Source organism: Saccharopolyspora rosea, from assembly GCF_025643595.1.
GTDB lineage: Bacteria > Actinomycetota > Actinomycetes > Mycobacteriales > Pseudonocardiaceae > Saccharopolyspora > Saccharopolyspora rosea.
On sequence record NZ_CP102826.1, the window covers coordinates 4,816,760 to 4,839,083 of the forward strand.

The following is a 22,324-nucleotide window of genomic DNA, read 5'->3' on the forward strand; positions in this document are numbered from 1 at the left end:
CCATGACGATCACAGACGCTTTCTCCCGCATCCGGAGCGTTTTCGGCGTCACCTCGCACGGTCCCGGCGAGCTGGCGGAATCGGCGCCCGCGGTCGCCGTCCGCGAGGTGTTCCGGCGCTTCTGGCCCTACCTGCGCCCCTACCGCCGGTGGCTGTGGGTGGTGCTGGTGCTGATCGTGCTGGCACCGCTGCTGGACACGATCATGATCTGGTTCTTCAAGGTCCTCATCGACCGCGTCCTGGTGCCGCGCGACTTCGGGCTGTTCTTCACCCTCGGCGCCGCCTACCTGGGGGTGACGCTGCTGTCCGGGCTGGTGCAGTTCGTCGACCAGTACCTGTCCACCTGGGTCGCCGAGCGGTTCCTGCTGGACCTGCGGACCGACCTGTTCGGACACCTGCACCAGCTGTCCGTCGGGTTCCTGGAGCGCCGCAAGACCGGCGACACGCTGTCCCGGATGACCAGCGACCTCGCCGCGATCGAGTCCCTGGTGCTGTCCGGGCTGGCCCAGGCGCTGTCGTACTGCTTCAAGATCGTGCTGTTCGCCGGCGCGCTGTTCCTGCTGAGCTGGCAGCTGGCCGCCGTCTCGCTGGTGACCGTGCCCGCGTTCTGGCTGGCCGCCAAGTACTTCTCGCGGCGCATCAAGGCGGCGTCGCGGGAGAAGCGGCAGCGGACCGGGTCGATCACGTCGGTGGCCGAGGAGAGCCTGTCGAACGCGGCGCTGGTCAAGGCGTACGGCCAGGAACGCGGCGAGACCGAACGGTTGCACCGGGAGAACCTCGGCAGCTTCGCCGCCGAACTCGTCGCGACCCGGCTGCGCTCGCTGTTCACGCCGCTGGTCGAGCTGCTGGAGCTGTTCGGCGTGCTGATCATCGTGGGGCTGGGCACCTGGCAGCTCGTGCAGAACTCGATCAGCCTCGGCGGGTTGATCGTCTTCCTCGGCTACCTCAGCCAGCTCTACGCACCGGTGCGCGGGTTCGGCCAGCTCACCAACACCCTGTTCGCCGCCTCGGCCGGTGCCGAACGGGTCATCGAGCTGATGGACCGCCGACCCGAGGTGCGCGACCCGGAACAGCCGACACCGCTGGGCCGGGCCCGGGGCGTCGTCGGCTTCGACGACGTCGCGTTCCGCTACCCGCACGCCGACCGGGACGCGCTGCACCACGTCAGCTTCACCGCGCACCCCGGGCAGACGCTCGCGCTGGTCGGGGCCAGCGGTTCCGGCAAGTCCACCACGGGCAAGCTGCTGCTGCGGTTCTACGACCCGACCTCCGGGGCGGTCACGCTGGACGGCCACGACCTGCGCACGCTCGACCAGGCGGACGTGCGGCGCAACATCGCCGTGGTGTTGCAGGACATCACCGTGCTGGACACCACGGTCCGGGAGAACATCCGCTGGGGGAAGCCGGACGCCACCGACGCCGAGATCGTCGAGGCGGCCCGCGCCGCGGACGCGCACGAGTTCATCACCGCGCTGCCCGACGGCTACGACACGCGCGTCGGATCGCACGGTCGCCTGCTGTCCGGCGGGCAGCGCCAGCGCATCTCCATCGCCCGCGCGATGATCCGCGACGCGCCGATCCTGCTGCTCGACGAGCCGACCGTCGGGCTCGACGCGGCGTCCACCGAACGCATCCTGGAGCCCCTGCGGCGGCTCATGTCCGGCCGCACCACGATCGTCGTGTCGCACAACCTGCTCACCGTGCGCGACGCCGACCGGATCCTGCTGCTCGACCACGGGCGGGTGACAGAGGCCGGCACGCACGAGGAACTCCTGCGCCACGACGGCGCCTACGCCCACCTCTACCGACTCCACCGACACGACCGGCCCGAACCGGTCGCCGAGCAGGAGCCCGCATGACTTCCTCCCCGCGCTCCTCCGCACGGCCGAAGCCGGGAACGACCGCCGATTTGGAGGACCGATGACCGCACCGACCACGACCGAGCCGGAACCGCTCCGCGAAGGCCAGGAAATCGCACCCGGCTACCGGGTGATCGAGCACATGCGGCGCGGTAGCGAGCTCGACACCTACGACGCGTGGAGCGAACAGCGCTACAGCCGCTGCTTCATCAAGACGGTCCGCCCCGACCAGGCGCGCGAGGAACGCGTCCGGCGCTGCCTGGAATCCGAGGCGCGACTGCTGCTGGGCTTCACGCACCCGCACATCGTGCGGGCCTACGAACTGGTGGAACGGCCGGACGGGCCGGTGCTGGTGATGGAGACCCTGTCCGGCGCGACGCTGTCGCACATCATCGAGGCGCGCAACCGGCGGCTGCCCGCCCGCGACATCGCCCACCTGGGCCTGCACCTGTGCTCGGCGATGCGGTACATGCACGACCGCGGCTACCTGCACCTCGACCTGAAACCGGGCAACATCATCGCCGACGCCGGGCGCGCCCGGATCATCGACCTCAACCTGGCCCGGCCGCCGGGGTTGGGCCACGGCTACGCCGGAACCCCGTGCTACATGGCGCCGGAACAGGTCCGCGGCGGGGTGCTCGGGCCCGCCGCCGACGTCTGGGGCGTCGGTCTCGTGCTCTACGAGGCCGCCACCGGGCACCAGCCGTTCGACCGCGGCGACGAGCCCCCGGAGCAGCCCTCCGAGGCGAGCTGGACGTCGTTCCAGCAGCGCTGCCCGCAGCTGACCGAACCGGTCCCGCCGGTCCGCACCCGCCGACGGCTGCCCGCCACGATGGCCGACGCCGTCGACGCCTGCCTCGCCCTCGAACCGGCGAAGCGCCCGACCCTGGCCGAACTGTCCCGTGCGCTGACCACGGTCACCGAGATCGAGGAGGACGCACCCGTTCCGCACCCGTCCGCCGACCTGCTGCCGGACGGCGAACCCACCCAGCCCGCGCGCTAGCGGGTGCCCGGCGCGTCCCCGGTCTCCGGTGGACGACCGGAATTCGCCGCCAGGGTGAGCACTGCCGCGATCAGGGCGGTGCGGTCGCCGAAGCGCCGGAACACCGTGCCCTTGCCCACCCCGGCAGCGGTCGCGATCTCGTGCGCGGAGACCTCGTCGACGCCCTCGCGGTCGAAGAGCGCGGCGGCGAGGATTTCCTCGGCGGTTACTACGGATTCGCCCCCCGAGTACGCCGTCACCGTCGTCGACGGCGCCCTGTGCGACGAGGAAGCGGTGCGCGACGCCGCACTCCGGTTGCGCGAAGCGGGCTGCGACGAGGCGATCTTCGTGCCGTGTTCGGCTTCGATCGACCAGATTTCCTTGCTGCGGGGCGCTGTGCGCGAGTGAACGCGCTTCAGGCGAACACCGCGATGGCCAGCGCGAGACCGCTCAGCCCCAGGGAGAAGCAGCCCAGCACGTAGCTGACCAGCCGGGCGATCCAGGCCCCGGGTGTCAACTTGACCTGCATGACGCCGTCGGAGTCGGAGAACGACCCCCACCAGGAGACGAGCGAGAAGAACGCGACCACACCGAGGACCGCACCGACCAGCGCGACCCACCGGTGGCCGCGGTCGGCAACCATCATCAGCGCGAAACCGAGCCCGAAACCGATGTTCGGCAGCAAGCTCCGCCACACCCGACGCGGCGTCCACCGCCACGTGTCAATACTTGGCACGTCCAATTACTCCATTGTGGATTGTGTTTCCCGGCGCAATGGGCCGTCTTCGGACCTGCCCGTCCTCGACGTCCGGTACCCGCTACGCCGAATCCGCCCTGATTTCGAGGACCGAGCCATCGTGAAACTCCTGCACCATGACGTCGTAGCCCTGCGCGGTCCTGCCCTTCGGAACGAGGCGACTGTTGACGATCTCGCTGACCGGACATTCCCACAACGTCACGACGCTGGCCTTGGCACGACCTTTCACGCTTTCCGCCGCTCCGGAGATGGCCGAAGCCGCTGACCGTGCCTTACCCAGCAACCTGCCGAACCCGCCGCTCTGCTCGGATTCCTGTTGCTCCGCAACGGAGTCAGCGTGCTCATCCCGCTGGGTCCTCACCGCGCTGTCGACAACGACCGCCATCCTCCGGTCGGTGTAGACGTACCACGCCTCCGGCCCGGCGGCAGCCATGTGATCTGCCCAGGAGAACGCGCGGGTGTCGGCGGACCTCCCATACACCCACCCCCGCACAGCGGGATCGTGCAGCCATTCGTCACCGTGGAACCGCATGTTCCGAATGGCTTCTGTCGGAACGGGCAGCTGGCTGTGATCGACGTTCAGCTCGGCAACCGAGGACTGCGGGCGGTACGGGAGGAAGGACCGACCATCGAGCGTGGCACCCAAATGACCGGACAAGCCCTCTCCGCCGAGCAGGGCCTTCAGGCGCTCGCCATCCTCCAGCCACTGTTCCTGGAGGATCCGTTCCAGCTGTTTCTCGCTCATCGTCGCCACGTTTCACTCCCGTCCGTGACTCATCGCCAGAAGGCGTTCGACTTTCGCGTCGTCATGCCCTTCTGTGATGTCGATCGACGAACCGTCGACGAGCGCGACTCTCAGGTAGGGCAGGTTTTTCACGCCACGGACCTTCTGGACGACCTTCTCGACCGAGGCGATCTCCTGGCGCTGGATCTCCGCGCACAGCACCGGACGCGGCAACTCAGGCTGCTGAGGCGCAGAGGAAGAGGACGGATCCTCTTCCTGGCCGCCGAAATACCGCCCGACCGCCTTGCGCAGGCCCCCGAGCAGCTGTCCCGCGTCGGTGCTCCCCGCCCGGTCGAACCGCAGCAACCCGAGTCGGTGAGTTGTCAGGAACCACAGGAAGTCCTTGTCCCCACGCTCGGCATTCGCTCCCGTCTCCTGCCAGTCCGCCAACCGCGCGGCCGCCAGGCAGTCGCGCTTCCTGCCGGACACGACGACCCACGGCGCGCTGCGCGGGCTGTTGTCGACCGCGTCCCCCTCGGAGGGAGAAACGACTTCAAGCGCCAGCCCAGCGACCCCACTGGCCACGCCACCCACGATCTTGCCCGCGGTCCACCGCCTGTCGCCGCGTTCGTCCAAACCGGACACCGCGTAGTAGACCCGTTTGACCTTCCCGCCAACGGGTTTGATCGGAACGCACCAGAGGATCTTCTCGTCCGGCACACACCAGTACGTTCGTGCCGCGATTACCTCGATCAACGAAACTCTCGCTCCTCGCACTGAGAAGTCCGACGGACTGTCCTCATCAGACGCGGTTCACAGACTGCGCTGCACGGTTCTGACCAGATCCGGGGCGTTGATCAGGCGGAACTCGAACATCGAGCCGTCGGCGAAGTGGATCCGGAAGAACTCGACGGGTTCCAGTGCCCTGCCCAGTTCCGCGGCGGTGAACTCGGCGACGTGCGCGACCGGGCACTCCCACCAGCTGCCGATCGGGTTCTCCGGGCGCTTGGCGCGCTTGCCGTCACCGGTCCACGACTTGGCCTTGGTGAGCAGTCCGCCCCACCCGCCGGACGGCTCGGCAGGTTCGGCGCTGCCGACCGCCGCGGTGAACTCGTCGTCCTCGACGACGACGGCCACCCGGCGGTCGGTGCACACCAGCCACGAGAAGTGCCTGCCGCGGTTGAGCGCCTCGGCGCACCGCGCCGCGGCGGCGCCGGGTTCACCGGCGTGCGCCCATCCCCACACCGCGGGGTCGTGCACCCACTCGTCGCCCAGGAACTTCAAGTCCGCCACGACGGAACCCACCATCGGCCACTGTGGACTGACGATGTCGTCGGGCTCGCTCGGGTGCGGAGCGCGGACCACGCCGTCGACGGTTGCCCCGGTCCACCCGTTCTTGTGCTCACCGCCGACCAGGAAGACGAGCTTCTCGCCCTTCGTGCACCAGTTCTCGGTCAACAGCCGTTGGAGTGCGAACCGGTCCCTCATCCTCGCTCCCCGTCAGATCTCGCCGCGCGACATCGCGACCAGCCGCCGCATCTGGGATTCCTCGTAGCGGGGCGCGATGTCGACACCCGAGCCGTCGGTCAGCCCGATCCGCAGGTACCACGCCTTTCCCTTCTTGTAGCCGCGACCGAGCTTGCGGTGGTGCGCGGTCACTTCGGCGATCGACGAGCGCGGGATCTCCAGGTGCACCCGGACTTCGGGCAGTGGAACCGGAACACCGGGCTGGTACTGCGGTTTCGACGCGACGATGTCCCGGACGTCCTTGGCGAACCGGACCGCGCCCCGGCCGAACTTCAGCGCACCACCGAGGAAACCGCCGCCGTCGTCGTCACCGGCTTCCCCGTTCGGCGCGTCGCGGAAGGTCGCCCACGCCAACCGGTTCGGCGTCAACACCCAGCACCCGCACCGTTCATCCGCTGGCACGCGGGACAGTTCGGAGGTCGCGGTGCACTCCGGCCCCGGGCCGAAGACGTAGCCTTCGGGCGCGTCCAGCAGGTCGGAGCTGGACGCGCCGCTGACCGCGGCATCGGCCATCCCGAGCAGCGCACCGCCCGCTGCGTCGCCGATGCCCAGCGCCGCCCGCACGCCCCAGCCCTTCTTCGGCCTGCCCTTCTCGTCCAGCCCCTCGACGTCGAACAGGTAGCGCAGGCTCGAACGCAGGCACCACAGGATCGGCTCACCGGGCTCGCACCACTGCTCCCGGACCGCCAACACCTCGATCACTGGAACACTCGCTGCTCGCCGCCGCGGTTGCTCACGGCGACCACGTCCCCGACCACTTCAACTCCAGGACCGAGCCGTCCGGGAACCGCTCCGAGCTGACCAGGTTCGCCCTGACGTTGCGCCCGCCGGGGCGGCGCTCGGTGCGGGCGGTGCGGGCAATCGGGCATTCCCAGAGGGTGACCAGAGCGGTGTCCCGCGACCTGAACCGATCGGACAGGTCGGACTGGACGGCTGCGACCATCGAACGCGCCCGGCCGAGGAAGCCTCCAGCACTCCGCTCCGCGGGTTCCTCCTCGGTTCCGGCATCGGGAGTGCAACCGTTCCCGGTGACGACGGCCGTCCGGCGGTCGGTCATGACCAGCCAACCGTCCGGACCCGCCGACGCGAGGGCGTTCGCGCACTGCACGGCGAGCTGGTCCGGCGAATCCGCGTGGACCCATCCTCGGAGCGCCGGATCGTGCACCCACTCGTCGCCGCGGTAGCGACCTTCCACGACCGAGCGGACCGGGACCGGATCGCCGGGACGAGGCGCGCCGTGCGGCACCGATCTGCGGCCGGCGATCGTCGAAGCGAAACAGCCGTGCTCGGCCTCGCCGCCGTACACCGCGAGCAGCCGCTCACCGTCGTGCTGCCAGCTGTCGAGGAGAGGTCGGACTTCGCGGAAGGAACGCACGCTCATGGTCACGCCTGCCCGTTGCTCATGGCCAACATTCGTTCAGCCGACCGGCGCTCGTACCCGTCAGTGATGTCCACAGTGGACCCGTCTTGGAAGGCGATGCGGAGGTACGCCAGGTCGGACCGGCCCTTCAACTGGTGGTCGACGACATCGAACGAGGCGATGGTCTCGCGCGGGTACTCGGCGCGCACCCGGACGTCGGCGGCAGCGCAGTCCTCGTCGTCGGACTTGCCCCCGCCGGGCAACCATGAGCCCTTCAACAGGCCGCGAAGCGGCGCGGAGCCACTCGGTTCGGACTCGGTGAATTCGACCATCACGAGCCGGTGCGACGTCAACATCCACACGACCTTGCGCGCATCGTCCTGGTTGCCGCCGCCGAGCTGCCACTCCGCCAATCCGGCCGCCGCCACGCAGTCCGCGCTCGCTCCGGAGACGATCACGTGCGGCACGTCGAGCACGGTGGCCACCTCGGCGCCGCCGGAATCCGACAATAGGTCCACCGCGAAACCGGCCACACCGGACAGCACCTTGGCGCCCGTCATCTTCCGCCCGCCCAGCTCGTCCAGTCCGCGAACCAGGTACAGCACGCGGCGCGCCTTCGACGACACCGCGGGGACCGGGTGGCACCAGAGGATGGTCTCCCCCGCGTCGCAGACCGATTCCCTGAGGATCAACACCTCGATCACTGGAAACCGCGCTCCTCAGCTTTCCGACGGGCGTCCTCGGAGAGGTCGCCCCGGAGGTAGGTCTTGCCCTCACCGTAAACCGCGTCGGCCCCTTGCTCGATCGCGGCGTCCTTGGCCATGCCGACCGCGACGTCCTTCGCCGCCAGCGTCCCCTTCATGTGACCACCGAGCGCACCGGACAGGACGTGGCTGGCCACACCGTTCGACAGGCCCTGCACACCCTTGACGTCGCGGTGGAAGCGGCTGCGCTCCGCAGCGATCGCGGACCGCTCCTCGTCGTTGACCGCGTTCTCCATGCGACGAGCGAAATCCGCGTCCTTGTCCTTGAACCAGTCGGCGTTCTTGAAGTCCCTGCCGAACATCTTCCCACCGGTGGACGTGAAGTCGCTCTCATCGGCCTTGGTGACGAACTTGGCGAGCGGATTCGAATCGATCTTCCTGCCCAGAGCCTTCTGCACCATCCCGCCGTTGCGCAGCTGGTTCGTCTCGTGGATCGCCCGACGGAGCAACGGGGAGCTCTCGCGCAACCGCTGCAGGAGGCGTTCCAGCTTCTGGAAGAGCTGGAAGAGCTTGCCCTGCATCTGGGCGATCCGCCCACCGATGCGCGCCCCCTGCCCGGCGACCTGGGCGGCGGTGCCCGCACTGGCGGCTCCCACCGACGCCCCGGCAGTGATCCACGACGCGGCCAGCGCGGCGAGCCACTGGACGATCAGGCCGATCACGAGCTCCGTGATCACCTCGACGACGAATTCGACGAACATGTCGAAGATGTCGGCGATGAGGTCGAGGGAGTCCTTCAATTCGCGGACGTCCTGCGCGAGTGCGGTCACGCCCTCGCCGAACTCCGCCATCTGCTTGCGGAAGGCGTCGCCGTCCTTGCCCCGCCACGTGGCCGCGGTCGCCTGCGCGCGTTCCTTCTCCTGCTCGGCGACCTGGTCGAGCCACTTCGCAACGTTCTCCCACCCCTCGCCGGTGGAGCGCATCTGCTCGGGATCGCCGATGGCCATCTCGGCCAGCTCGACCAGCGGGCTGAGCACGATCGAAACCAGGAACCCCAGGCCGTTGCTCATCAGCGTCTTGCCCGGGCTCATCAGCAGTTGCAGCTGTTCGGCGCGCATCGACACCATCGCGACACCCCACTGGGGCGGTGACGTGCTGTCGTCGAACCCGCCCTGCGCGGCGCCGACCGCGTCGTTCTTCGCGTCGTTGACGTCCTGCACCGCTCCCCAGTACGACGAACCCCGGCCCGCCGCCTGCTCGAACCAGTTCTTCTGGTTGCCGTCGCCCTTGTTCAGGGTGGCGAAGTCACCCGGGCCCTGCGGTGCCGTCATGCCCCCAGCTCCTTGCCGATGCTCTGCAGCTGCTCGGCGACCCGCTTGTCGTTGTCCTGGTGGTCCCGGGCGGTGTCGCGCAACGACTGCGCCGTGCCGACCAGGAACTCCTGCGCCTTCTTCGCCTGCTCCTGGCACGCCTGGAGGTTGTCGAAGTAGGAGCTGAGCAGCTTCACCAGCCCCTGGCCGATCGGCCCGAAGCACTGGTCGTCGACCTTGGCCTGGTGCAGCAGGTCGGCGAGCTGGCCGAACTTGTCGGCCAGGGATTCGCATCCCCGGGCGTGCCCGTTGATGGTCTCCGGTGTGACGTGCATGTCCGGCATGGCGGAACTCCTCAGCGCAGGAACGATTCGGACGAGAAGTCGTCGTCGGGATCATCGGACGCGCTGGAGGCCGTGGTCGGTTCCGCACCGCCCGCGGTTTCCTCACCGGTGGACGCGTCGGGGCGCAGCACCGGGGCTTCGGCGTTGAACGCCTGCTGGAACTGCCCGAACCGGTCGCCGAGGATCGGTGCGACGGTGTCGTCCAGCTGCTGGGCGGCGTCGGCGGTGGCCTGCCGGACGGCTCCCAGGATCGCCTGCTGCAACTCGGTGTGCGAGCGCCGCACGGCGTTCGGCGTGAGCTTGAGGTCCAGGATCGCGCCGGAAGGCGCGACGGTCACCGTGACCGATCCGTCCGGACTGCTCGCGCTGCCGCGCAGGTCCTGCATCGCCGAGCGCAGTTCGGACGCCTGCTGCGCCTGCTCCTGGAACTTGCGCAGCATCTCCTGGATGCGCGTCGCCGCGTCGGCCACCGGGACCCCCTCGGAAAAACGAAAACGGTCGGATCAACACTATCGCCCACCCGGCCGGTCTCGGAGCGATATGGCCGACTTCCCGCATTCCGGGCGGAATCACACCTGCCGCGGCACGACCGCGAGCAGCGAAAACGGGGCGGGTACCCGGCACCCGCCCCGTTTTCGCCGCTGTTCGCGGCGTCAGTCGCGGTGCAGCTCCGCGAGCTCATCGCGGATGCGGCGCGCGGCCGCGCGCAGCCCCTCCGGATCCGGGCCGTGCCGCAGGACGTCCCGGGCCGTGGCCGGCACGACCAGCGGCAGCGCCGAACCGAAGACCTCGTGCAGGGTCCGCGGCGTCGCCCCCTGGGCTCCGAGACCGGGCGCGAGGACGGGCCCGTTGAGCTTGCCGAAGTCCAGCTCCCCGGGCCGGATGGTGGCTCCCGCCACCACCCCGACGTGCCCCATCGGTGCGGCCCCGGCGTTGTTCTCCGCCGCGGCGTCCACGATGGACTGCGCGACGCCGCGGCCGTCGCCGTGGGCCGCGCGCTGCAACCCCGCGCCCTCCGGGTTGGAGGTGCGGGCCAGCACGAACACGCCGCGGCCGTTCTGCTCGGCGATGCCGATGGCCGGTGCCAGCGAGCCGTAGCCGAGGTAGGGCGAGACGGTGATCGCGTCCGCCGCCAGCGGGGCGTCCTCGTCGAGGTAGGCCGTGGCGTAGGCGGTCATGGTGGAGCCGATGTCACCGCGCTTGACGTCCAGCAGCACCAGCGCCCCGGCCTGCCGGGCGTCGCGGACCACCCGCTCCAGCACGGCGATCCCCGCCGAGCCGTACACCTCGAAGAACGCCGACTGCGGTTTGATGACGGCGACCTCGGCGGCCAGCGCCTCCACCGCGGTCAGCGCGAACCGCTCCAGCGAGGCCGGATCCTCGCCGAGGCCCCACGCGTGCAGCAGCGACGGGTGCGGGTCGATGCCGACGCACAGCGGCCCGCGTTCGCGCATCGCGTCCGCGAGCCGCTGCCCGAACGGCGCGCGCACCCCGGCCGTCATCGCCGGTCACCGCCCTGCCGCAGGGCGGCCTGCAACGCCTGCAGGGGTCGCACGCCGATGTTGCCGCGGATCGCCGACTCGATGCCCTGCACGGCGGCCGCCGCGCCCTGCACCGTGGTGATGCAGGGGATGTCGCGGGACACCGCGGCGGTGCGGATCTCGTAGCCGTCCACCCGCGGACCCGGGTTGCCGTACGGGGTGTTGATGACCATGTCGACCTCACCGGCCTTGATGAGCTCGACGACGTCGCGCTCGCCGTCGACGTCCTCGGTGTGCTTGCGGACCACAGTGGACGGAATGCCGTTGCGCCGCAGCACCTCGGACGTCCCGGTGGTGGCCAGGATCTCGAAGCCCAGGTCCGCCAGCCGCTTGACCGGGAACACCAGGGACCGCTTGTCCTTGTTGGCCACCGAGACGAACACCCGGCCGGAGGTCGGCAGCGAGCCGTAGGCACCCGCCTGGGACTTGGCGAACGCCTGCCCGAAGGAGGTGTCGATGCCCATGACCTCGCCGGTGGACTTCATCTCCGGTCCGAGCAGCGAGTCCACCCCGTAGCCCTCGCGGGTGCGGAAGCGGTGGAAGGGCAGCACGGCCTCCTTGACCGCCACCGGTGCGTCCACCGGCAGGTCGGCGCCGTCGCCGACGGCGGGCAGCACGCCCTCGCCGCGCAGGTCGGCGATCTTGGCGCCGAGCATGATCCGCGCGGCGGCCTTGGCCAGCGGCGACGCGGTCGCCTTCGACACGAACGGCACGGTCCGCGAGGCGCGCGGGTTGGCCTCCAGCACGTAGAGCACGTCGTCCTTGAGCGCGTACTGCACGTTGAGCAGGCCCCGCACACCGATGCCGCGCGCGATGGCCTCGGTGGAGCGGCGCACCATCTCGATGTCCTGGCGGCCCAGGGTGATCGGCGGCAGCGCGCAGGCCGAGTCGCCGGAGTGGATCCCGGCCTCCTCGATGTGCTCCATCACGCCGCCGAGGTAGACGTCGGTGCCGTCGCACAGCGCGTCCACGTCGATCTCGATGGCGTCGTCGAGGAACCGGTCCACCAGCACCGGGTGGTCCGGGGTGACCTCGGTGGCGCGGGCGATGTAGTCCTCCAGCGACGCCTCGTCGTAGACGATCTCCATGCCCCGGCCGCCGAGCACGTAGGACGGGCGCACCAGCACCGGGTAGCCGATCTCGTCGGCGATGCGCTTGGCGCCCTCGAACGAGGTGGCGGTGCCGTACTTCGGCGCGGGCAGGCCCGCCCCGGCGAGCACGTCGCCGAACGCGCCGCGCTCCTCGGCCAGGTGGATGGCCTCCGGCGGGGTGCCCACCACCGGCACGCCCGCGTCGGCCAGCCGCTTGGCCAGGCCCAACGGCGTCTGCCCGCCCAGCTGGACGATGACCCCGGCCACGGTGCCCGACTCCTGCTCGGCGTGCACGACCTCCAGCACGTCCTCGAAGGTCAGCGGCTCGAAGTACAGCCGGTCGGAGGTGTCGTAGTCGGTGGAGACCGTCTCCGGGTTGCAGTTGACCATCACGGTCTCGTACCCGGCCTCGCGCAGCGCCATCGCGGCGTGCACGCACGAGTAGTCGAACTCGATGCCCTGGCCGATGCGGTTGGGCCCGGACCCGAGGATGAGCACCTTCGGCTTCTCGCGCTGCTCGGCGATCTCCGACTCGGCCGCCGGGTCGGACTCGTAGGCCGAGTAGTGGTACGGGGTGCGGGCGGCGAACTCGGCCGCGCAGGTGTCCACCGTCTTGTACACCGGCCGCACGCCCAGCCGGTGCCGCAGCGCGCGCACGCCGTCCTCACCGGCCAGTTCCGGCCGCAGCGCGGCGATCTGCCGGTCCGACAGCCCGGCCCGCTTGGCCCGCCGCAGCAGCCCGGCGTCCAGCACCGGCGCCTCCACGACGTCGCGGCGCAGCTCCACCCAGCCGGCGACCTGGTCGACGAACCACACGTCGATGCCGGACGCCTCGTGCACCTGCTCGACCGAGGCGCCGAGCCGCAGCGCGCGTTCCACGGTGTAGAGCCGCCCGTCGTGCGGGGTGCGCAGTTCGTCCAGAGTGGACTCCAGCGTGGCGCCGTCGGGGTCCGGCCGGGTCCAGAAGCCGACCGCCTTGGTCTCCATCGAGCGCAGCGCCTTGCCCAGCGCCTCGGAGAAGCTGCGGCCCACCGCCATCGCCTCGCCGACGCTCTTCATGGTGGTGGTCAGCTCGGTGTCGGCGCCGGGGAACTTCTCGAAGGCGAACCGCGGCACCTTGACGACCACGTAGTCCAGCGTCGGTTCGAAGCTGGCCGGGGTCTCGCCGGTGATGTCGTTGCGGATCTCGTCCAGCCGGTAGCCCACCGCGAGCTTGGCGGCGATCTTGGCGATCGGGAACCCGGTCGCCTTCGACGCCAGCGCCGAGGACCGCGACACGCGCGGGTTCATCTCGATGACGACCATCCGCCCGGTCTCCGGGTGCACGGCGAACTGGATGTTGCAGCCACCGGTGTCCACACCGACCGCGCGCAGCACCGCGATGCCCACGTCGCGCATGTGCTGGTACTCGCGGTCGGTCAGCGTCATCGACGGCGCGACGGTCACCGAGTCACCGGTGTGCACGCCCATCGCGTCGACGTTCTCGATGGAGCAGACCACGACCACGTTGTCGGCGTTGTCGCGCATCAGCTCCAGCTCGTACTCCTTCCACCCGAGCACGCTCTCCTCGATGAGGACCTCGTGCACCGGCGACTCGGCGAGCCCGAACGCCGCCATGCGCTCCAGCTCCTCCTGGCTGTGCGCCATGCCCGAGCCGAGGCCGCCCATGGTGAAGCTGGGCCGGATCACCACCGGCAGGCTGTGCTTGGCGACGAAGTCCCGGACCTCCTCCATGGACCGGCACACCGCGCTCTCGGGGACCTCCCCGCCGACCGAGCGCACGATGTCCTTGAACCGCTGCCGGTCCTCGCCGCGCTGGATCGCGTCGATGTCCGCGCCGATCAGCTCCACGCCGTACTTCTCCAGCACGCCGCGCTCGTGCAGCGCGACCGCGGTGTTCAGCGCGGTCTGGCCGCCCAGCGTGGCCAGCAGCGCGTCCGGCCGCTCGGCCGCGATCACCTTCTCCACGAACTCCGGGGTGATCGGCTCGATGTAGGTGGCGTCGGCGAACTCCGGGTCGGTCATGATCGTCGCCGGGTTGGAGTTCACCAGCGAGACCCGGATGCCCTCCTCGCGCAGCACCCGGCAGGCCTGGGTGCCGGAATAGTCGAACTCGCACGCCTGGCCGATCACGATCGGACCGGAGCCGATGACCAGAACGTGCTCGATGTCGGTCCTCTTGGGCATCAGCGCGCCTCACTCATCAGATCAACGAACTTGTCGAACAACGGCGCGGCGTCGTGCGGGCCCGCCGCCGCCTCGGGGTGGTACTGGACGCTGAACGCCGGTCCGTCGAGCAGCCGCAGGCCCTCGACCGCGCCGTCGTTGGCGCAGTGGTGGCTGACCTCGGCTCGCCCGAAGTCGGTGTCGAAGCGCTCGCCGGGCTCGCCCTCGACGGCGAAACCGTGGTTCTGCGCGGTGATCGAGACCTTGCCGGTCTCGGCGTCGATGACCGGGATGTTGATGCCGCGGTGCCCGTAGCGCAGCTTGTAGGTGCCGCGGCCCAGCGCCCGGCCCAGGATCTGGTTGCCGAAGCAGATCCCGAACAGCGGCATCCGCCGGTCCAGCACCTGCCGGGTCAGCTCGACCTGCCGGTCCTGGGTGGCCGGGTCTCCCGGGCCGTTGGACAGGAACACGCCGTCCGCGCCGACCTCCAGGATCTCGTCCAGGGTGCTGGCCAGCGGCAGCACGTGGACCTCGATGCCCCGCTCGGCCATCATCCGCGGGGTGTTCGACTTGATGCCCAGGTCCAGCGCGGCCACGGTGAACCGCTTGCCGCCGACCGCCGGGACCACGTAGGGCTCGCCGGTGGTGACGTCCCCGGCCAGGTCCGCCCCGACCATGCCCTGGCCCGCGGCGACCTCGGCGACCATCTCCTCGTCGGAGCGCAGCGCCGGTCCGGAGAACACGCCGCCGCGCATCGCGCCGAACTCGCGGACGTGCCGGGTCAGCGCCCGGGTGTCGATGCCGGCGATGCCGACCACGCCCTGCCGCCGCAGCTCCTCGTCCAGGGTGCGCGTGGCGCGCCAGTTCGACGGCACCCGAGCGGGGTCGCGCACCGCGTAGCCGGCGACCCAGATGCGCGTCGACTCGTCGTCCTCGTCGTTCCAGCCGGTGTTGCCGATCTGCGGCGCGGTCTGCACCACGATCTGGCGGTGGTACGACGGGTCGGTCAGGGTCTCCTGGTAACCGGTCATGCCCGTGGTGAACACGACCTCACCCAGCGCCCGGCCCACCTCGCCGTAGCTCTCGCCGCGGAAGATCCGGCCGTCCTCCAGCACCAGCGCGGCCGGGGTGTGCGCGGTCATTTCTCCTCCTGCTCACGGGTCGCGGCGGGCGCCAGCGCCCGGACCGCGTCCACCCAGTCGGTCTGCGTCGTCTTGTCGTCACCGCGGAAACCGGTGTCCAGCAGGTGCTCGCCCAGCCGCCAGGTCACCACGACCAGTCCCGCTCCGGGCACCACCTTGTTCGCCAGCTTGTGGTCCAGGCGCGCGTCGACCACCGACTCCGCGGGCACCCACAGCGCGGTCGCGCCGGTCCGCTCCAGCAGCAGCCCGGACCGGTAGAGCCGGGCGGTGGCGTTGGCGCGGTGGCCGACGTCGCCGACGGCGATGCGGTCCTGCCAGTCATCGGCCCGCGTGGTGCCCACGTACATCCCGGTGGCGGCGGGCAGCAGCTCGTCGCCCGGCGGTTCGGCGGGCGCCGCCGGGAAGTCCGGCAGCTGCGCGGCCTGGGTCCGCGCCCGGTTCACCCAGCCGCGGCGCATCGCGTAGAACACCAGGGCGGCCAGCACGACCAGGGCCAGCACCCACACCAAGCGCTCCATCAGCGCCTCACCTTGCCTTCGTGCGCGGTGAGCCGACCGCGCAACAGGGTCGCCACCACCCGGCCCGGCAGCCGCATGCCCTCGAACGGCGAGTTGCTGCCGAGGCTGGCCAGCTCGGCGGAGCGCACGGTCCACTCCGCGTCGGGGTCGACCAGCACCAGGTTCGCCGGTTCCCCCGGCGCGACCGGACGGCCCTGCTCGGCCAGACCGGCGATGCGCGCGGGCCGTTCGCTCATCACGCGGGCGACGCCACGCCAGTCCAGCAACCCGGACCGCACCATCGTCAGGGTGATGATGCCCAGCGCGGTCTGCAGTCCGAGCATCCCGGGGCGGGCCGCGGCCCACTCGCAGTCCTTGTCCTGCGCCGCGTGCGGGGCGTGGTCGGTGGCCACGCAGTCGACGGTGCCGTCGGCCAGCGCCTGCCGCAGGGCCCGCACGTCGGCGTCGGTGCGCAGCGGCGGGTTGACCTTGTTGACCGGGTCGTAGGTGTCCAGCCGGTCGTCGGTGAGCAGCAGGTGGTGCGGGGTCACCTCGGCGGAGACGGTGCCCGACGGCGGCTCGCCGTCTGCTCCCCGCGACTTCCACCAGCGCAGGATCTCCGCGGTCCCGGCGGTGGAGACGTGGCAGATGTGCAGCGCACCGCCGGTGTGCCCGGCCAGCAGGCAGTCCCGGGCGACGATGGCCTCCTCGGCGGGCGCGGGCCACCCGGCCAGGCCGAGGCGGGCGGCGTTGTCGCCCTCGTGCGCCTGCGCGCCCGCGGTCAGCCGCGGCTCCTCGGCGTGCTGGGCGACGACCCCGCCGAAGGCGCGGGTGTACTCCAGCGCGCGCCGCATGATCAGCGGGTCGTGCACGCACGACCCGTCGTCGGAGAACATCCGCACCTGGGCCGCCGAGCGCGCCATGGTGCCCAGCTCGGCGAGCTGCTCGCCCGCCAGCCCGACGGTGACCGCGCCGACCGGGTGCACGTCGACCAGGCCGACCTCCTGTCCGCGCCGCCACACGTGCTCCACCACGACCGCGTTGTCGGCGACCGGGTCGGTGTTGGCCATGGCGAACACCGCGGTGTAGCCGCCGAGCGCGGCGGCGGCCGAACCGGTGTCGATGGTCTCGGCGTCCTCCCGGCCCGGTTCCCGCAGGTGGGTGTGCAGGTCCACGAACCCGGGCAGCGCCACCGCGCCCCCGGCGTGCACGATCTCGTCGGCGTCGGCGTCGATCCCGGCACCGACCTCGGCGATCACCCCGCCCTCGACGAGCAGGTCGACCGGTTCGCCCGCTCCGTAGGGGCGGACGTCCTTCAGCAGCACCCGGCTCATGCCCGTCCCGCCTCTCCCGGTACCGCCACTCCGCTATTCACAGTGGTGGTTACGTCCGAAATCAGTCTCACGTTTCGCGGTTTCTTGTGGCTGGTTTGCTTCACGGTCCCCTGAGGTGCGGTTGAGTAGGACTCGTTTGCCACAGTGCAGCTCATGCGCCGAGCTCCTCTCCGGCCAGCAGGTGGTAGAGCACTGCCATCCGCACGTGCACGCCGTTGCCGACCTGCTGGGTGATGGCGGCGCGGGGCGAGTCGGCCACCGAGGGCGCGATCTCCATGCCGCGCAGCATCGGCCCGGGGTGCAGCACCACGGCGTGCTCGGGCAGCCTGCCGAGCCTGGCCTCGTTGAGCCCGTAGTTGACGGAGTACTCCCGCGCGGACGGGAAGAAGCCGCCGTGCATCCGCTCGGCCTGCACGCGCAGCATCATCACCGCGTCGAGCTTGGGCAGCTCCGGGTCGAGCTCGTTGCGCACCTCCGCGCCCCAGCGCTCGGCCCCGGTCGGCACCAGCGTCGGCGGCGCCACCAGCACCACCTCGGCGCCGAGGGTGCGCAGCAGGTGCGCGTTGGAGCGGGCGACCCGGCTGTGCAGCAGGTCGCCGACGATGGCGATGCGGCGGCCGTCCAGGTTCCCGAGCCGTTCCCGCAGCGTCGCCGCGTCCAGCAGCGCCTGCGTGGGGTGCTCGTGCATGCCGTCACCGGCGTTGATGACCTGGGTGCCGGTCTCCTCCAACCACCCGGCCAGCCGGTGCGCCGCCCCGGACGCGGGGTGCCGCACGATCACGCAGTCGGCCCCGGCGGCGGACAGCGTCAACGCGGTGTCGCGCAGCGACTCCCCCTTGCCGACCGAGGAGCTGCTCGCCGAGACGTTGATCACGTCGGCGCTCATCCACTTGCCCGCGACCTCGAAGGAGACCCGGGTGCGCGTGGAGTTCTCGTAGAACATCGTGACGACGGTCCGCCCGCGCAGCGTGGGCAGTTTCTTCACCTCGCGCCCCAGCAGGGTGCGCTTGAGGTTGTCCGCGGTGTCCAGCACGCTCGTCGCGGTGGCCGCGTCCAGCCCCTCGGTGGACAGCAGGTGGCGCATCAGTCCTCCCCGTGACGGGCGTGGGCGTCGTTCGTCCCGCCCGCTGGTGACCGGCCGGGACCCCGGAAGACGCGAATGCCGTTCATTCCGCCTCCTGGGAGCGCCGCAACAGCACGCCGTCGGCGCCGTCGACCTCGCTGAGCCGCACGGCGACCTCCTCGGAGCGCGAGGTCGGGATGTTCTTGCCGACGTAGTCGGCGCGGATGGGCAGTTCCCGGTGGCCGCGGTCGACCAGCACCGCCAGTTGCACGGCTCGCGGCCGCCCCTGGTCGCGCAGGGCGTCCAGGGCGGCTCGCACGGTGCGCCCGGAGAACAGCACGTCGTCGACGAGCACCACGAGCGAGCCGTCCACGCCCCGCGGCGGCAGGCTGGTGGGTTCGAGCGGGCGGTTCGGACGGGTGCGCAGGTCGTCCCGGTAGAGCGTGATGTCCAGGGTTCCGGTGGGCACGGTCACGCCGCTGAACTCGCTGATCCGTTCCGCGAGGCGGTGCGCCAACGGGGTGCCCCGAGTGGGGATGCCGAGCAGGACCACGTCGCCGTGCGTGGTGTCCAGCGCGGTCTTCTCGATGATCTGGTGAGCGATCCTGGCGATCGTGCGCGCAACGTCACCGGCCGAGAGCAGCTCCCGCTGCCCGGCCGGATCCGCCGCGTCCGCCGATTGGCGTGACGCCACGGTGGACCTCCTTCCCCGCCTCGCTGGACGGGTCCTTAAAGGATGGTGTGTGACCTGCCCCGCAGCGGCGTTCGGAGGAGCTCCGGTGCCGGTTGCCGGACTGCCTTGTACGCTATCAGCGGCACCGGGTCAATCGACCGGGTGGTGTGGTGGTGTTCGCCTCACTGCCGAGAAAGACCAACTTGACCTGGTGACTCTTGCGAGCGAACATTACTCTCCGTATCGATCTGAGCGTGACTCCCCGGTCGCCGTTATCGGCTGACGGGGCGAATGAAACGGAGAAACGCCACATGGGCGACTACGCCAAGGCGCTGGGCAGCAAGCTCCGCGCTATCCGCCAGCAGCAGGGTCTCTCGCTGCACGGCGTCGAGCAGAAGTCAGGCGGGCGGTGGAAGGCCGTGGTCGTCGGGTCCTATGAGCGCGGCGACCGCGCGGTGACCGTGCAGAAGCTGGCCGAGCTGGCCGACTTCTACGGGGTCCCGGTCGCGGAACTGCTCCCGGAGGGCCGCGTGCCGTCCGGCGCCGAGCCCGCCACCAAGGTCGTGATCAACCTGGAGCGGCTTCAGCAGCTCCCCGCCGAGAAGGTCGGGCCATTGGCCCGCTACGCGGCGACGATCCAGAGCCAGCGCGGCGACTACAACGGCAAGGTGCTGTCCATCCGCACCGAGGACCTGCGATCCCTGGCCATCATCTACGACATGACGCCGGGAGAGCTCACCGAGCAGCTGATCGACTGGGGTGTGCTCCCGCCAGAAGCGCGCCCGGCCCGGGAGGAGTGAGAACCGTGGCCCGGCCTCCCCTCGGGGCCGGGCCACCAGTTCACGACGAAGGCACCCCTGCCGACTCCGGCAGGGGTGCCTTCCGCTGTCCGAGGGGGCCCACCGATGCGGCGGGCGGTCACTGCTCCCCCGCGCGCACCGCCTTGCGCAGGCGGGCGCTGATCCCCGAGATGCGGCCGAGGACGCCGTTGACGAACCGCGGCGAGTCGTCCGTCGACAGCGCCTTCACCAGCTCGACCGCCTCGTCGATGGCCACCGGCGAGGGCACGTCGTCGGCCCACAGCAGCTCGTAGAGCCCCAGCCGGAGCACCGCGCGGTCGACCGCGGGCATGCGCGCCAGCGTCCAGCCCTCGGCGTGCTGGGTGAGCAGCTCGTCGATGCGCTCCCGGTTCGCCGTCACCCCCTCGACGAGGGTGATCGTGTACTCGGCGACCGGCGGCACCTCCGCGGCGCCCACCCGGTCCGCCAGCAGCGTGACCGGATCCATGTCGCGCTGATCGGCCTCGTAGAGGATGTCCACGGCGCGTTTGCGCGCCTTGCTGCGAGAACCCACCTCACACCCTCTTTCCGGACGCGGCCACCGGGCCGGTCACTTGGTGCTGACGCGGCTGAGGTAACGGCCGTCCCGCGGGTCGACCTTCACCTTGTCGCCGGTGTTGATGAACAACGGGACCTGGACCTCGGCGCCGGTCTCCAGCTGCGCGGGCTTGGTGCCGCCGGTGGAGCGGTCGCCCTGCACGCCCGGGTCGGTGTGCGCGATGTTCAGCTCGACCGCGGCGGGCAGCTCGACGTACAGCGGGTTGCTCTCGTGGCGCGCGACCACGACGTTGGTGTTCTCCAGCATGAAGTTCGCCGCCGTGCCCACCACGTCCGCGGACACGCCGACCTGGTCGTAGGTGTCGGGGTCCATGAAGTAGTACTCGCTGCCGTCGGTGTACAGGTAGGTCATCTCGCGGCGGTCGACGTTGGCCGTGTCGACCTTGACCCCGGCGTTGAACGTCTTGTCGACCACCTTGCCGGAGAGGACGTTCTTCAGGGTGGTCCGCACGAAGGCGCCACCCTTGCCGGGCTTGACGTGCTGGAAGTTGACGACGGTCCACAATTGGCCGTCGAGGTTCAGCACCATTCCGTTCTTGAGGTCGTTCGTGGTCGCCACGTTCGGGATCTCTCCTGTGGTGATGGCTTGCGGGCAGGTTCCGTCGGTGCGCGCTGCGGGGCCGCCGACGCGATCGGCGCGTCAGACTTCCACGAGCTCCTTGGTCGTCAGCGTGAGGAGCTCCGCGGTGCTGGGACGCACGACCAGCGTGTCCTCGATGCGGACACCGCCCTGCCCCGCCAGGTAGACGCCGGGCTCGACGGTGACCGCCATCCCTGGCCTGATTCTACCGTCCCCCCGCTGGGACAACGCCGGTGCCTCGTGGATCTCCAGCCCCACGCCGTGCCCGAGGCCGTGCATGAAGTTGTCGCCGTACCCGGCGTCGTCGATGACGTCCCGGGCGGCCGTGTCCACCTCCCGCACGTCGGCGCCGTCCCGCAGCGCGGCGCGTCCCGCCGCCTGCGCGCGCTGCACCAGCGCGTAGACCTCGCGCTGCCAGTCGGCGGCGCGGCCGAGCACCACGGTGCGGGTCATGTCCGAGTGGTAGCCGTCCACGAGGGCGCCGAAGTCCAGCTTCACGAAGTCGCCCGCGGCCAGCACCGCGTCGGTCGGGCGGTGGTGCGGGACGGCCGAATGCGCCCCGGCGGCCACGATCGTGTCGAACGACGGTCCGGCGGCGCCCTGGTCGAGCATCCGGCTCTCCAGCTCCCGCGCCACCTCCAGCTCGGTCCGGCCGGGCCGCAGGCCGCCGTGCTCGATGAGATCGGCCAGCGCGCGGTCGGCGGCGGCGCAGGCCATCCGCAACGCCTCGATCTCGGCCTCGTCCTTGATCAGCCGCAGCTGCTCGACGAGTCCCGGAGCGCGCACCAGCTCGCCGCCGCCGGCGGCCGCGGCGAGGACGTCGAGCCCGTCGACGGTGACGTGCTGGCTCTCGAAACCCACCCGCCGGTACCGCGCGGTGTCGGCACCGACGCGCCCGGCCAGCGCCAGGTCGCTGGCCCGCTCGATGACCCGCTCCAGGTCCGGCACCTGCTCGGCGGCCTGCGTCTGGTACCGGCCGTCGGTGCAGAACACGGTCCGCTCCTCGGTCCCGGGCTCGTCGGCGGCGTGCACCAGCAGCGCGGCGTTGGACCCGGTGAAGCCGGTCAGGTAGCGGATGTTGAGCAGGTCGGTCACCAGCATCGCGTCCAGGTCCCGCTCCCGGAGGCCGGTGCGGAGGGCGTGACGTCGGCGGGCGTGCGATTCGGGCATGTTCCGGAGCCTAACGCGCCGGGACCGCGCGCGGACCCGGGAAAGCCACCGCGACGGGAAGCCGCCACGGCCTTGCGCAGCGGCGTTGTCGGCCCCCAGCGCT

The 22,324-nt window shown here is 70.8% G+C and carries 24 protein-coding genes; 3 read left to right on the forward strand and 21 right to left on the reverse strand.

The window, feature by feature from the left end:
• Positions 1 to 2: 2 nt before the first annotated feature.
• Both NV263_RS22340 and NV263_RS22345 read left to right on the forward strand, forming a co-directional pair.
• The gene (locus NV263_RS22340) at positions 3 to 1,859 is read left to right on the forward strand and encodes an ABC transporter ATP-binding protein (protein WP_263248572.1); all 1,857 of its coding nucleotides are present in this window, start codon (positions 3 to 5) and stop codon (positions 1,857 to 1,859) included.
• A 61-nt stretch (positions 1,860 to 1,920) separates the two neighbouring features.
• Positions 1,921 to 2,862: a serine/threonine-protein kinase gene (locus NV263_RS22345; RefSeq protein ID WP_263248573.1), complete on the forward strand. Its 942-nt coding sequence runs from the start codon at positions 1,921 to 1,923 to the stop codon at positions 2,860 to 2,862.
• On the opposite strand, the gene NV263_RS22350 is transcribed toward NV263_RS22345, so the two are convergent.
• From NV263_RS22350 to pyrR, 18 genes are all read right to left on the reverse strand, one after another.
• Positions 2,859 to 3,101 (reverse strand): TetR/AcrR family transcriptional regulator, encoded by a 243-nt coding sequence (locus NV263_RS22350; protein WP_397545606.1) that lies wholly within the window; start codon positions 3,099 to 3,101, stop codon positions 2,859 to 2,861. The two genes, NV263_RS22345 and NV263_RS22350, sit on opposite strands and share 4 nt — an antisense overlap.
• Positions 3,102 to 3,256: 155 nt before the next feature.
• A complete protein-coding gene (locus tag NV263_RS22355; RefSeq protein ID WP_263248574.1) occupies positions 3,257 to 3,538 on the reverse strand; it encodes a hypothetical protein in 282 nt (93 codons plus the stop codon).
• Positions 3,539 to 3,659: 121 nt separating this feature from the next.
• Positions 3,660 to 4,352, reverse strand: a complete 693-nt coding sequence (locus NV263_RS22360; protein ID WP_263248575.1) for a hypothetical protein — start codon at positions 4,350 to 4,352, stop codon at positions 3,660 to 3,662.
• 3 nt (positions 4,353 to 4,355) lie between these two features.
• Entirely contained in the window at positions 4,356 to 5,078 is a 723-nt protein-coding gene (locus tag NV263_RS22365; RefSeq protein WP_263248576.1) for a hypothetical protein, read from the reverse strand.
• 57 nt (positions 5,079 to 5,135) lie between these two features.
• Positions 5,136 to 5,810 (reverse strand): hypothetical protein, encoded by a 675-nt coding sequence (locus NV263_RS22370; protein WP_263248577.1) that lies wholly within the window; start codon positions 5,808 to 5,810, stop codon positions 5,136 to 5,138.
• Positions 5,811 to 5,822: 12 nt separating this feature from the next.
• Positions 5,823 to 6,551, reverse strand: coding sequence for a hypothetical protein (locus NV263_RS22375; protein WP_263248578.1), 729 nt, complete (start codon positions 6,549 to 6,551; stop codon positions 5,823 to 5,825).
• Positions 6,552 to 6,582: 31 nt separating this feature from the next.
• Complete coding sequence (locus NV263_RS22380; RefSeq protein ID WP_263248579.1) at positions 6,583 to 7,230, reverse strand: hypothetical protein; 648 nt, start codon at positions 7,228 to 7,230, stop codon at positions 6,583 to 6,585.
• 2 nt (positions 7,231 to 7,232) lie between these two features.
• The gene (locus NV263_RS22385) at positions 7,233 to 7,913 is read right to left on the reverse strand and encodes a hypothetical protein (protein ID WP_263248580.1); all 681 of its coding nucleotides are present in this window, start codon (positions 7,911 to 7,913) and stop codon (positions 7,233 to 7,235) included.
• Positions 7,910 to 9,244 carry a WXG100 family type VII secretion target gene (locus NV263_RS22390; protein WP_263248581.1) on the reverse strand — a complete coding sequence of 445 codons (1,335 nt, stop codon included), beginning with the start codon at positions 9,242 to 9,244 and terminating at the stop codon, positions 7,910 to 7,912. Before NV263_RS22390 ends, NV263_RS22385 begins: the two co-directional genes overlap by 4 nt.
• Positions 9,241 to 9,567, reverse strand: coding sequence for a type VII secretion target (locus NV263_RS22395; RefSeq protein WP_263248582.1), 327 nt, complete (start codon positions 9,565 to 9,567; stop codon positions 9,241 to 9,243). Before NV263_RS22395 ends, NV263_RS22390 begins: the two co-directional genes overlap by 4 nt.
• Before the next feature lie 11 nt (positions 9,568 to 9,578).
• On the reverse strand, positions 9,579 to 10,037 hold the full coding sequence (locus NV263_RS22400; RefSeq protein WP_263248583.1) for a YbaB/EbfC family nucleoid-associated protein: 459 nt from the start codon (positions 10,035 to 10,037) through the stop codon (positions 9,579 to 9,581).
• 183 nt (positions 10,038 to 10,220) lie between these two features.
• Positions 10,221 to 11,069: an orotidine-5'-phosphate decarboxylase gene (pyrF, locus tag NV263_RS22405; RefSeq protein WP_263248584.1), complete on the reverse strand. Its 849-nt coding sequence runs from the start codon at positions 11,067 to 11,069 to the stop codon at positions 10,221 to 10,223.
• Positions 11,066 to 14,386: a carbamoyl-phosphate synthase large subunit gene (gene carB, locus NV263_RS22410; protein ID WP_263248585.1), complete on the reverse strand. Its 3,321-nt coding sequence runs from the start codon at positions 14,384 to 14,386 to the stop codon at positions 11,066 to 11,068. The genes pyrF and carB overlap by 4 nt, the downstream gene beginning before the upstream one ends.
• A complete protein-coding gene (gene carA / locus NV263_RS22415) occupies positions 14,386 to 15,507 on the reverse strand; it encodes a glutamine-hydrolyzing carbamoyl-phosphate synthase small subunit (RefSeq protein ID WP_263248586.1) in 1,122 nt (373 codons plus the stop codon). Before carA ends, carB begins: the two co-directional genes overlap by 1 nt.
• Positions 15,504 to 16,025, reverse strand: coding sequence for a PH-like domain-containing protein (locus tag NV263_RS22420; RefSeq protein WP_263248587.1), 522 nt, complete (start codon positions 16,023 to 16,025; stop codon positions 15,504 to 15,506). The genes carA and NV263_RS22420 overlap by 4 nt, the downstream gene beginning before the upstream one ends.
• Positions 16,025 to 17,338, reverse strand: a complete 1,314-nt coding sequence (locus NV263_RS22425) for a dihydroorotase (protein WP_263248588.1) — start codon at positions 17,336 to 17,338, stop codon at positions 16,025 to 16,027. The genes NV263_RS22420 and NV263_RS22425 overlap by 1 nt, the downstream gene beginning before the upstream one ends.
• Before the next feature lie 151 nt (positions 17,339 to 17,489).
• Positions 17,490 to 18,422: an aspartate carbamoyltransferase catalytic subunit gene (locus NV263_RS22430; protein WP_263248589.1), complete on the reverse strand. Its 933-nt coding sequence runs from the start codon at positions 18,420 to 18,422 to the stop codon at positions 17,490 to 17,492.
• Positions 18,423 to 18,504: 82 nt separating this feature from the next.
• The gene (gene pyrR / locus NV263_RS22435; RefSeq protein ID WP_263248590.1) at positions 18,505 to 19,095 is read right to left on the reverse strand and encodes a bifunctional pyr operon transcriptional regulator/uracil phosphoribosyltransferase PyrR; all 591 of its coding nucleotides are present in this window, start codon (positions 19,093 to 19,095) and stop codon (positions 18,505 to 18,507) included.
• 290 nt (positions 19,096 to 19,385) lie between these two features.
• Here pyrR and bldD point away from each other — a divergent pair, with 290 nt between their 5' ends.
• Positions 19,386 to 19,874: a transcriptional regulator BldD gene (gene bldD, locus NV263_RS22440; RefSeq protein ID WP_010311046.1), complete on the forward strand. Its 489-nt coding sequence runs from the start codon at positions 19,386 to 19,388 to the stop codon at positions 19,872 to 19,874.
• Between the two features lie 118 nt (positions 19,875 to 19,992).
• On the opposite strand, the gene nusB is transcribed toward bldD, so the two are convergent.
• From nusB to NV263_RS22455, 3 genes are all read right to left on the reverse strand, one after another.
• Positions 19,993 to 20,427: a transcription antitermination factor NusB gene (gene nusB, locus NV263_RS22445; protein WP_263248591.1), complete on the reverse strand. Its 435-nt coding sequence runs from the start codon at positions 20,425 to 20,427 to the stop codon at positions 19,993 to 19,995.
• Positions 20,428 to 20,463: 36 nt separating this feature from the next.
• Positions 20,464 to 21,030: an elongation factor P gene (gene efp / locus NV263_RS22450; RefSeq protein WP_263248592.1), complete on the reverse strand. Its 567-nt coding sequence runs from the start codon at positions 21,028 to 21,030 to the stop codon at positions 20,464 to 20,466.
• A gap of 81 nt (positions 21,031 to 21,111) precedes the next feature.
• Positions 21,112 to 22,221: a M24 family metallopeptidase gene (locus NV263_RS22455; protein WP_263248593.1), complete on the reverse strand. Its 1,110-nt coding sequence runs from the start codon at positions 22,219 to 22,221 to the stop codon at positions 21,112 to 21,114.
• Positions 22,222 to 22,324 lie beyond the last annotated feature (103 nt).